The organism is Psychrobacter sp. ANT_H56B (genome assembly GCF_008369245.1).
Classification (GTDB): domain Bacteria; phylum Pseudomonadota; class Gammaproteobacteria; order Pseudomonadales; family Moraxellaceae; genus Psychrobacter; species Psychrobacter cryohalolentis.
Genome location: NZ_VOBF01000002.1, coordinates 488,039 through 498,121 on the forward strand (window position 1 = coordinate 488,039; position 10,083 = coordinate 498,121).

The window sequence follows — 10,083 nt, forward strand, 5'->3', positions numbered from 1 at the left end:
TTCAACTTTTAAGAGCAGCCTTCCACCAAATAAACCGCTTCTGGTATACCAATATCGATGCTTTCTACCTCACCTTTTAATAGGTTTTTATTGTCTGCTATCCACTCAGTCGCCTTAATCGTAGAATCACTCAGCTTTTGACCGCCCTTGATGTGATATTCAATTTGTAGAGGCAGCTTGTCCTGTTTATTATTAACCTCAATATTTTCGTCTTTCAATGATTCTCCGAGTGGACCTTCTTTTATTACCTTGAAATTAACATTAGCAATCAGGCTATAGTAGTCACCATCAACTGCATATTTATCGACTTCGTAGTCAAGCTCATCATTATGTGCTTTCATAACCGCTGTGGCTGAATCACCAATGTTGATGTCTTTATAAAACGTGATGCTTGGATCCTGAATACTGATCAGGGCAACCTTGTTGTCTATGATTTGATATAGCACAGAAGCACGATCACCGTACTCTTTATCGACATAACTCAGTGCTGGATTACTGACGTAGTAGCACTGTTCGTTATCGCCCTTGGCTTTGGTCATTCCTAGGCTACTTAGTAATTCAGGGGTAATAACCTGACCGAAGCTTAAATTTTGATACCCTAACGGGCTGACGATTTGCTCATCGGATAGATATGCTGCGTCGTTAGCTTGTGTTTTATCCATAGCACCAGAATCTGTAGGCGCTAGGTTAGCAGACACCTCATCATTCTTAGCCATGTCTTTATCTACAGTATTCGTTTGTGCAGTATTCGTTTGTGCAATGCCGTCATTATTCGAAGATAAGGGCTGTGAGTCACAACCTATCATCAGTTGGACAGTACCAATTAATAAAGTAGAAATCATTGCCGTCTTAATTATCGGCAATGATGGTTTTGAATGAAAAGTTAACATGGCTTGATTCCCGAATTCGAGTCATTGATATTAATATATACCTTAATGAACCTTGTATAAACTGTCTTTTTTATGCTCGATTTCATTGATGCTAAAGTTTGATTGATACGTACACAGCGCACCGATCACGAATAGTATATGTATGGCATGTATATCAAGAAATACACTGTAGCTATTTCAGAGAATAAAAATACTGATACCATTAGCCTATAGCTAAACACTCGAGTCTTTAATAGGGTACCGAAATCACTGAATAACATAATACTTGTTAAGGTGCTTTAATTGGGTTCAATTCCCTATATGGAAATCGAACCTCTAGTGTTGGATATGAATTTAATGGCTATGAGGTCGATAGCATGGGTCATCATCATTAAGCTTTCTTATTAAAATTTCCTAAGTTAGTTTCTACAGTATTGTCAGCATAGGTCAATAACGCAAGCTTTCATAAACGCGTGCAAAAGCTAATTAATAGGCACGGCGATCGCCTGTTATTTTTACCACTATATAGCCCTGATCTAAATCCTATCCAGAAGAAGTGGGCAAAAGCTAAATTTCTACGCCAAGGATAGAGGGAGAAGAATCTACCTAAACTATTTCATGACATGGGCTGTATCGATTTTATATTAAACTGACTATAGTCACTTCTCTTCTCCATGGTCCAATTAGAGTGGGCTTTCCCATAATAAGGACTGTCTCTTTAGCTGTAATTTTTTCCTTATCTAAAGCAATAATGGCATTGCCAAGCCTGACGTAGGCTCGCAATAAGAGGAATGTTGTTTATGCTAAAAAAGTCGCAAAAATAAATAATGAAGAGATCATATAGCTGCTGCGCATAGACAGACAATAGCTACCATACGGTAAAACACGATTTTTGTCATCGTATTGTCATAACGGCATCGTATTCTTGAGCTCACTATAAATAGCGGTTGCGTATCAATCATCTCTTTAGTCATTCACTGATTTGTTGATAACAGTTAGCGCATAGATATTAGGTGTGTTTATGAAGGTTGTTGGTCGGTTTGGTAGTATTTCCACCCGTATATTGATTATCTTAACATTGGCTTTTTTGCTTATTATTTTGCTGGTGTACTGGGTCATCGAAACCCAAGCTAAGCCGCGCATACTGGAGATGACTTCAGAAACAGTGGTTGAAACAGGTAATGAAGCCATCAATAGCATTATGGCGAGTATCAACCATGTCGACGGATTGGCCAAAGCCACCAGTACGATGGCTGGTGGCTTACCAAAACAAGACATCCTTTATAAAGAAACCTTTGGTAATCTCATGCAACAAATGGATCAACGCATTGTAGGCGGTGGCGTATGGTTTGATCCAAATATGTACGCTGAGGGTCGAGAACGGCAGTCATTTGTGTGGGCGCGCGATAGCTCAGGCAATATGCAGCCATTAGCGGGCTATAATCAAGTGCGCCAAACTCCGAATCCCTATTATCGTGATTGGTGGTACATTCCTGCAATGTACGCGCGTCATGACCACTGTGTTTGGAGTCGTGCCTATGTCGATCCGGTGAGTAATCAGCCGATGATGACGTGTGCCAAGGCTTTATACGACAGTCGCAATCAGGCTTTTGATGGAGTGGTGAGTTTCAATCTGTTACTCGATAACCTCGGCGAGGCGATGAAAAAGTGGCAAGATAAGCTGGGTGGTTATGTCTTTTTAGTAGACTTGGACAATCGGTTTTTGACCTTTCCCGATCAGTCGATGATCATGCACGCAACTAAAGATAGCAGTCAAGGCGAGGTCATAACGGCACGGCAGCTAGCTGAGAGCAACCCTAGCTTTGCCCCTATTGCGGACAGTCTAGATAGTATTAATCAGACACTGATAGATGAGGCAGTAACTAAAGATGAAAGCCGCTATACGCTCGCTGCACGTAGTATTCTAAGTACGACCAATCTGAATAAAATCAGCGAGCAAGAGTCCAAATTGCTCTCAGCATTATTGCTGTTAAATATCGACCAAACGTTCAATTTGGTAGACAGTCATTTGGTCGATACCATCGCTGTGCCCAATGATTTTGTGTTGCAGCAGCCTGCCACCGCTTTCGTTTTTCGCATGCCCTTTACGTATTGGAAGATGGTCATCGTCAAGCCTGATAATGACATGATGATCGTGGCAAATGCGCTGTCCAATAAACTGATTCAAGCCATGCTGCTGGGTTTTATCCCTATTTTATTGTTGACCGCATGGGTGTTTCGTCGCTACTTTACGCGGCCGCTAAAGCACATGGCACAGTCAGTGGCTGACATGGGGGTGTTAATTGAACAAAAAAAATATCAACAATTAAGCGCGCACAAACTGCCTCATTCAAATGTCAGCGAGATTCAAATCATCAGTGAGCAGACCAATCAACTGATTGACCGCGTCGTCGAAAATGAAGGCGCACTTGCTGAAATCAATGTGCATCTAGAAAAGCAAGTCGCTGCCCGCACGCAAGACTTACAGCAAGCCATGGATGAGTTAAAAGCTTCACAAGTGCATCTGGTGCGCTCCGAAAAAATGGCTACGCTTGGCCAAATGGTGGCAGGTGTGGCGCATGAGGTCAACACGCCACTCGGCTACGTGCGAAGTAACATGGAATTGGTTGGCGATAATCTCATGCGTTTTGATGAGTTGCTACAACATACTGATCAATTATTGCAGGTCTTAAAAGCACCAACTATCAATCAAGAACAAGTCGAGCAACTGATAGAGCAAACCTTACAATGCTGTGAGGAAATTAAAGAAGATGAGGTCAGTGAAGATTTGGCCGATTTGATTAAAGATGGACTTTACGGCGTCGATCAGATTGCCGAGCTGGTCGTCAGCTTACGCGACTTTTCTCGAATTGATGAATCTAAGGTAAAAGATGTTGATATCAATGATTGTATCAATACCTCATTGATTATGGCGCGCAATAATTTAAAAACTCTAGACGTCAAAACCAATTTAGCTGAGCTGCCACCGATTCAATGCAACCCTTCACAGGTCAACCAAGTATTATTGAACCTATTTAATAATGCCGCCCAAGCCATGCCAGCTGATCATAAAGGGACATTGCAAGTCAGCTCGTCTATCGATAAGGCGCAGCAGCACATTATCGTGAGTGTCAAAGACAATGGTGTCGGTATCCAAGAAAATACGCTGGCGAAGATTTTTGAGCCGTTTTTTACTACCAAAAAAGCAGGCGATGGCACGGGGCTAGGGTTGGCCATTACGGCACAAATCATCGAGCAACATGGTGGATACATCGAGGTTAGCTCAATCGTTGGCGCGGGCACGACGTTTACTATTAAGTTACCGATACAGTCTAGCGCTCATGAACCTAAACCTTCACAAGCCTTATTTGAAAGTTAAGAGACTTCCCATCACTTATTTAAAGAGAGCGTCATGCAAAAACCAAAAATCGCTTTTATCGATGATGAGCCACGCATTTTACGCAGTTTAAAAATGCATTTTCGCCAGTCACATGATGTATTTATCACCACTGATGCTAGCGAATTGATGAAGTATGTTAGCGAGCATGATGTGCAAGTGGTCATCAGCGACCAACGCATGCCAGATAAGCAAGGTACAGAAGTGTTGCGTGATATCAAAGCGGCTTCGCCAAATACTATTCGTATCTTGTTAACTGGTTATGCGGATCTAAATGCAGTGATTGACTCTGTGAACGAGGGCGAAATTTATCGGTATATCACTAAGCCATGGCAAAATGATGAGCTTAAGCAAATCGTCAATAAAGCTACAGAAATTGCTCAGCAAACTCAGGAAATCACCCAAAACACTATGCAAGGTAATGATACTCAAAAAGTTAGTGGTGGCACTGGTAGCAATCGTAACATATTGGTATTAGATGACGACGAGAGCGTCTATCAGCAAATAAAAAGTCACTTTAAGAGTGCTTATACCGTGAGTTGGGCCAGTAACCTTGAACAGGCAGCAAAGTTATTACAAAAAAAACGCTTTGGCGTCACTATTACGGATTCGACACTCAATAAAGAAAATATTACCCCCATTGTTTATGCCTTAAAAAACATCCAGCCAGATTTGATGGTTCTTATGTTGACTGAATTCAAAGACGCCCATATGGTCATTGATTTAATTAATAAAGGTCAAGTATATCGCTGCCTACCACGGCCGACCAACTTATCTATCATGAGTATCAGTCTGGATCGCGCTTTTGATCATCACGAAAGATTGGTAGAACAGCCGATACTGGCTGCTCGCCATCATGTCGAAGAAGTGACAGAATTGGAGGCTTTGAATTTTTCTGAGAGAATTAAGGGTTTCTTTGCCAAGTTCAGAGGTTGGCGCATTATTAGATAGAATATAGCCTCAGATATAATCAATAATGGCACTATTAGCTTCAGCGAATGTCTGACTGGTGTGATATGCCATCTGTAGCGCCTTAGCGGTCAGCACACTGTCTGTCAGGGGAGTCTGAGACTGAGATGGTAAAGCCCACCACACGCCGGGCATATAATTCTAAAATAACGGCTAGATAGCACCAGCCGCTTTTGATACGAATATAAGTCACGTCGCCCGTCCAAATTTGATTGAGCGTAGTTGGGCTAAAATTACGGTTCAATAGGTTCTCATGGGCTTTATACGCGTTCCTGTTGAGTGTCCAGCAATACCCGGGCGGTTCAGTTGAAAGCTGTAATTAATTACAATAATTGTGATGATGTCATTAGTTTGTCACATCAGAAATCTAGTATAGCGAGTTATAAATTCTTAAGTACAAAACAGCGGGAAAGATAATGTTCGCCACAAAAAAGCAAAGTGATATACAAGTTAGTCAGCAAAGTCTTGACGCTATCATGATGTTAGCAATCACTACGGTCTCAGATGATATTGGTAGTGCACCTACCGCCGATACGCCCTTGTTTGATGAGGCGCACGAAGCCTATTGTGCCCAGCTTTTGCAGAGTATCATTGGGTGGCAAGAAGAGAACAATCAAGACCGATTAGTTGATGCCAATGCTACCCAAAGTTACGATTATGCTAAGCGTGAGGCATTGATAAAAGTTGCAGAGACGAAGCTCTACAACGCACTGCATAAGGATGATTGTATTAATCAGGAGATGATGTAGGGGTATGTTAACCAAGTTAATAAACTATAAAAAATAAAGCAAGGAAGAGCGTGTTTGTCTAGGTGTTATGATATGACTTAAGCCACGCCGCACTGTAGTGTTATATTTTCTATACTGTATGAGTTTCACTAAGTATAGCTAAGCAAGTCCTAAACGAAAGATACCTCTCTGGTTCTTTCGTTTTTTTATGTTGAGGCGATAATGATATAGTAAGCTCAGTATAAAAACGATACAGCGAGACTAGAATGAATTTTTTGCAGCCTCTGTCTGCGCAGGCACAGCAAGCTAGAAAAATTTATACTAGTGCCGCGTCAAAACATGATGTATCGGTTTTATGTGAATTAGACTGTATAGCAAACTGAGCTAATTGATGATCTACCCTAGTTCCTATAAGGTTAGCAGCTTGAATCAGTCATAAATTTCTAACTTTCTTAGTTACGATAAGCTTCTGTTAATACGCTTATTTTACCAAGTTTGGTTTTACATTTTTCTGAGCATAGCTCAATTTCTACATTTTAAATTATTAATTTCGATATATCTTTAGTGAAAAAATTCTTATAAAAATATGAATTTTTATTCAGCATTACCAATAGCTAAATCATTACTTTCACTATTATGAATATATTTATTCTGTTGTTGTATTTGATCTATTTTTTGTTGATTGCGTTTTTTTACTTCATTAATAGCATCGCTAAGTTGGTCGTTAGTTTCTTCTATTTCAGATTTTATGAGATGATACTTACTATCTGTTTGAGATCTTAAACTTCGTATAGGCGTATCTATATTAAGCAAACCTAAATCATCTTTAATATCAGCTAAATCTTCATTAGGAAAACTGTTAGGTTCTATACCAATACTTCTTTCATTCTCTAATATATCGTTGTTTTCTTGTAAGTTTTTATTGCTTATTGTTTCCATTTTTGAGGGATAAGTAGGGGTAAGATTAACAACCTTTAAAGATTTACTAGGTATTTTCTCCTTAGTTTTACTGATTGGTTCTTTGCGTATACCTAAATCTCTTTCTTGAATTTTGTCAATGTCATGGTGTTTTTCTGCAGTATTAAGCGTTGTTATATGAGCTTGAGTCATAGTCGATAGATAATCCTTTTCTATATTATTACGCATAGTAGTATCTTCAATAAATTCCTGACTATTAACCATATTGTTTGTACGATTTTCATACGAATTTATATAGAAGAGAAAGAAGATACCTAGGTGTAGAAGTATTGCAAATACTAACGCTGCTGACCATTTTTTAAAGAATTGAGACATCATAAAAAATCCTTTTTTTCTAATCTTAGAATGTGGCAGCCATGTATATGTTTATCAAAATATTGATAAGATTTTCTAAAAATAAAACTTTCTATTGAAAGTTTTATTAATCAAATATATAAAATACAATATGAAATTATCCGTTATTAATGACTCCATATTGTACGATCGTTTATGTAATATTTCGAAAAACATTACATAGTTTAATTTAGATGACATAACAATAAGTTCTACTATGTATTCAAAGTCAAAGTATGTATTTGATTAAAATCACTCGATTGCATTATAAATATAGGTATATATAATAAAATGAACGCCACAGTAAAAGTTAGCTATTGCTTTTTTTTGGAGGCATAATTTTTTAGGAAAATCTAGTTTACCCCTAATATCAAATATTTGTAACGCTGTTGATATTTATATGCTGGATTTTCCATTGACGGGAATAAGATGCTATGGACAGCAGAACTGTATTGTTATCAACCGTGATTTTTTCAACAATTGGTTTAGTAGGTTGTCAGACTGTAAAAACCGATTCCATGTTATCTACCTCTAATAGTAGCCATGAAGTTAAAGCCGTTACTTGGGAAAAAACTGACGATATATTTTATATGCCCAATACTAATAATTTAGCAGCTAATGAAAGTAGGGTTGTCTTTTTCCGCGACTCGAATGATAACGAGCAGTTACATAATGTCAAAATAGGAATGGGATCTGATAATACCTTCCATGTGAGTCTTCAAAACGGACATTATTCAGATGCCGTTATCTGTAGTGGCGATCAAATCATTACTATAGGAAAATTAAATCAGGAAAGTGGTCAAGTTATTTCTCATTCTGGAAATTATCAATTTATTCCTCAAACAACAACTTATTTGCAAGTTGTCTTGTCAGCAGCAGGTAGTCCTGTTATTCAGCAGATACCAGCGGATGAAGCATTGGTGTTATTAAATCAAACGACGCGTCAAACTCATCAGATCAGTCGGGTCTTATCGGGCTGCAATGTTTCAACATCCTCTCCAATTTTAGCTTCATCCCAAAACCCAATAGTGATCCCTGCGGTAGATAAAACGGAAATTAAAAACCCCGCGCAGTTTAATTTGCTGTTTGACTTCAATAGTACAGGTATCAAAAGCAATCACTCTGCAGTGTTAGGGACCATGGCTAATTTTATTCAAGCTTATCCACAGATGTCAGTTACGTTAGAAGGTCATACGGATAATAAAGGTTCTGAAAGCTATAACTTAAAGCTTTCGGAGTCCCGTGCAAATATGGTTAAAGATATTTTAGTAGACCAGTACGATGTTGAAGCTATGCGTTTAAGCATAGTAGGGTATGGGGAAACTATGCCAGTGGATACCAATGATACTGAAAAGGGTCGTCAAAACAACCGCCGAGTTGTTGCTATCGTTAGTCAATGAAATAACTAAACGAACTCATATTTCTATATGGATAGGTCTCTCATTTAGAACCAGTTAATTAAGGATGATTTTATGAGCACTATTACTGTCAAAGTCAACGCCCAAACCGAAACTATTACTGAACATAAGGTTGTGACACAAAATGGTAAACCTACAATAATAAAAGCCGTTGATAAAGTGAACTATGAGCTGCTTGATGAGTCTACGGGCCGCGCTCCGAACCATATTGTTACCAAACGTATAGATAAAGCACTGCATATCTCTTTTGAAGACAATAATGAAAATCCTGATCTTATTATTGAAGGGTTCTATGATGATATCGATAGTGCTCTTATCGGTGTTGCTGAAGATGGCAGTTATTATTATTACATTCCTGATTCCGGTGAAGTTGGCGACTACGTCACTGAGCTACAAGCAGGTGAAATGCAGGGTCAAGCGCTAGGCGGCAATCCACAGGTCGCGCCTTGGTGGGTAGGTGCTACAGAGACTGAAGGTTTTAATGCGTTACCATGGTTGGTGGGTCTTGCAGGCGTAGGGCTTGCAGCAGCTTTCTCTAGTGCTAACGACAATGACGACAGTGATGCCGATGCTGATGCCGATGCTGATGCCGATGCTGATGCTGATGCCGATGCTGATGCCGACGCTGATGCCGATGCCGATGCCGATGCCGATGCTGATGCCGATGCTGATGCCGATGCTGATGCTGATGCCGATGCCGATGCCGATGCTGATGCCGATGCTGATGCCGATGCCGATGCTGATGCTGATGCCGATGCTGATGCCGATGCCGATGCCGATGCTGATGCTGATGCTGATGCTGATGCTGATGCCGATGCCGATGCTGATGCTGATGCTGATGCTGATGCTGATGCTGATGCTGACGCTGACGCTGACGCTGACGCTGACGCTGATGCTGACGCTGATGCTGACGCTGACGCTGACGCTGACGCTGACGCTGACGCTGACGCTGACGCTGACGCTGACGCTGACGCTGACGCTGACGCTGATGCTGATGCTGATGCGCCGACCATCAATAGCCCAATCGCAGGTGACAACATTGTCAATGGCACTGAAGCCACTGACGGCTTTGCTGTGACAGGTACAGGTACCGCGGGTGACACCATCACCCTAACCAATGCAGCGGGCATTCAAATTGGTCAACCCGTGCTTGTCGATAGCAATGGCAACTGGAGTATACCCGTCACTAAGGCTGACGTTGACCTAATGGGTCAAGGGCCTGAATCCCTGAAAGCTACCGCCACTGATGGCGCGGGTAACACAAGTGTCGTCATCGCTGACATCACTGTGGACACCATTGCGCCTGATGCGCCGACCATCAATAGCCCAATCGCAGGTGACAACATTGTCAATGGCACTGAAGCCACTGACGGCTTTGCTGTGACAGGTAC

The 10,083-nt window shown here is 40.6% G+C and carries 7 protein-coding genes and 2 pseudogenes; 6 read left to right on the forward strand and 3 right to left on the reverse strand.

The genetic code is table 11. The features are described 5' to 3' along the window. Nucleotides 1–8: 8 nt before the first annotated feature. Nucleotides 9–890, reverse strand: a complete 882-nt coding sequence (locus FQ082_RS04785; protein ID WP_149492237.1) for a hypothetical protein — start codon at nucleotides 888–890, stop codon at nucleotides 9–11. Between the two features lie 440 nt (nucleotides 891–1,330). Here FQ082_RS04785 and FQ082_RS13195 point away from each other — a divergent pair. The 3 genes and pseudogenes from FQ082_RS13195 to FQ082_RS04800 all read left to right on the forward strand — a co-directional run. Continuing rightward, nucleotides 1,331–1,459, forward strand: a pseudogene (locus tag FQ082_RS13195) (transposase); the annotation flags it as partial. 431 nt (nucleotides 1,460–1,890) lie between these two features. Continuing rightward, nucleotides 1,891–4,248, forward strand: a complete 2,358-nt coding sequence (locus FQ082_RS04795; protein WP_149492238.1) for an ATP-binding protein — start codon at nucleotides 1,891–1,893, stop codon at nucleotides 4,246–4,248. Nucleotides 4,249–4,281: 33 nt separating this feature from the next. Beyond that, a complete protein-coding gene (locus FQ082_RS04800; protein WP_149492239.1) occupies nucleotides 4,282–5,217 on the forward strand; it encodes a response regulator in 936 nt (311 codons plus the stop codon). A gap of 82 nt (nucleotides 5,218–5,299) precedes the next feature. On the opposite strand, the gene FQ082_RS04805 is transcribed toward FQ082_RS04800, so the two are convergent. Continuing rightward, nucleotides 5,300–5,479: a DDE-type integrase/transposase/recombinase gene (locus FQ082_RS04805; RefSeq protein ID WP_149492240.1), complete on the reverse strand. Its 180-nt coding sequence runs from the start codon at nucleotides 5,477–5,479 to the stop codon at nucleotides 5,300–5,302. A gap of 172 nt (nucleotides 5,480–5,651) precedes the next feature. Here FQ082_RS04805 and FQ082_RS04810 point away from each other — a divergent pair, with 172 nt between their 5' ends. After that, complete coding sequence (locus FQ082_RS04810; protein WP_149492241.1) at nucleotides 5,652–5,984, forward strand: hypothetical protein; 333 nt, start codon at nucleotides 5,652–5,654, stop codon at nucleotides 5,982–5,984. A gap of 573 nt (nucleotides 5,985–6,557) precedes the next feature. On the opposite strand, the gene FQ082_RS04815 is transcribed toward FQ082_RS04810, so the two are convergent. After that, complete coding sequence (locus tag FQ082_RS04815) at nucleotides 6,558–7,259, reverse strand: hypothetical protein (RefSeq protein WP_149492242.1); 702 nt, start codon at nucleotides 7,257–7,259, stop codon at nucleotides 6,558–6,560. Between the two features lie 449 nt (nucleotides 7,260–7,708). Here FQ082_RS04815 and FQ082_RS04820 point away from each other — a divergent pair, with 449 nt between their 5' ends. Beyond that, the gene (locus tag FQ082_RS04820; protein ID WP_149492243.1) at nucleotides 7,709–8,674 is read left to right on the forward strand and encodes an OmpA family protein; all 966 of its coding nucleotides are present in this window, start codon (nucleotides 7,709–7,711) and stop codon (nucleotides 8,672–8,674) included. A 72-nt stretch (nucleotides 8,675–8,746) separates the two neighbouring features. Further along, nucleotides 8,747–10,083 (forward strand): annotated as a pseudogene (locus FQ082_RS04825) (hypothetical protein); the annotation flags it as partial.

Bases quoted from the DNA above. Each gene is read 5' to 3' on its own strand.
- FQ082_RS04785 (WP_149492237.1), bottom strand. From the start codon at position 890: ATGTTAACTTTTCATTCAAAACCATCATTGCCGATAATTAAGACGGCA.
- FQ082_RS04795 (WP_149492238.1), top strand. From the start codon at position 1,891: ATGAAGGTTGTTGGTCGGTTTGGTAGTATTTCCACCCGTATATTGATT.
- FQ082_RS04800 (WP_149492239.1), top strand. From the start codon at position 4,282: ATGCAAAAACCAAAAATCGCTTTTATCGATGATGAGCCACGCATTTTA.
- FQ082_RS04810 (WP_149492241.1), top strand. From the start codon at position 5,652: ATGTTCGCCACAAAAAAGCAAAGTGATATACAAGTTAGTCAGCAAAGT.
- FQ082_RS04815 (WP_149492242.1), bottom strand. From the start codon at position 7,259: ATGATGTCTCAATTCTTTAAAAAATGGTCAGCAGCGTTAGTATTTGCA.
- FQ082_RS04820 (WP_149492243.1), top strand. From the start codon at position 7,709: ATGGACAGCAGAACTGTATTGTTATCAACCGTGATTTTTTCAACAATT.